This window comes from Pantoea sp. Taur, assembly GCF_009830025.1.
In the GTDB taxonomy this organism is placed as follows: domain Bacteria; phylum Pseudomonadota; class Gammaproteobacteria; order Enterobacterales; family Enterobacteriaceae; genus Pantoea; species Pantoea communis.
On sequence record NZ_SZZZ01000062.1, the window covers coordinates 1 to 712 of the forward strand.

Below are 712 nucleotides of genomic sequence, written 5' to 3' on the forward strand. Positions count from 1 at the left end.
TTTGTGATTCATGACTGGGGTGAAGTCGTAACAAGGTAACCGTAGGGGAACCTGCGGTTGGATCACCTCCTTACCTGAAGATACCTTCCTTCGAAGTGCTCACACAGATTGTCTGATAGAAAAGTAACGAGCAGAAAAAACCTCTACAGGCTTGTAGCTCAGGTGGTTAGAGCGCACCCCTGATAAGGGTGAGGTCGGTGGTTCAAGTCCACTCAGGCCTACCAAATTCGCACTCATGCGGCGTTATGTACTCAGTCGTTTACCCAACAGTAAACGTCCTTCGTACATGCCTTGCCTGAGCACGAATTACCGTTTTCAAAAAACGGGACTCCTGGTGAGTGGTAGTAGTGGTCTCTGCAGTAACTGTATGGGGCTATAGCTCAGCTGGGAGAGCGCCTGCCTTGCACGCAGGAGGTCAGCGGTTCGATCCCGCTTAGCTCCACCATTACAGTGACTCAAAACAATACTTCAGAGCGTACCGGCAACAGTGTGCTGCGAAGTATTATGCTCTTTAACAATCCGGAACAAGCTGAAAATTGAAACGACACGTCGTATTCATTCTCCGTAATAAGAATGAATAAACGATGTGTTCGAGTCTCTCAAATGCTTGCAGTCTGCATGCGTTGTAAAACGCCTGTGGGTTGTGAGGTTAAGCGACTAAGCGTACACGGTGGATGCCCTGGCAGTCAGAGGCGATGAAGGACGTGCTAAT

The 712-nt window shown here is 49.0% G+C and carries 2 tRNA genes and 1 rRNA gene; all 3 read left to right on the forward strand.

The window, feature by feature from the left end:
- Window positions 1-73: ribosomal RNA gene (locus FD744_RS25220) — 16S ribosomal RNA — on the forward strand; the annotation flags it as partial.
- Between the two features lie 74 nt (window positions 74-147).
- Window positions 148-224: transfer RNA gene (locus tag FD744_RS25225), tRNA-Ile, on the forward strand.
- A gap of 145 nt (window positions 225-369) precedes the next feature.
- Window positions 370-445 (forward strand) — tRNA-Ala (locus tag FD744_RS25230).
- Window positions 446-712: the final 267 nt, after the last annotated feature.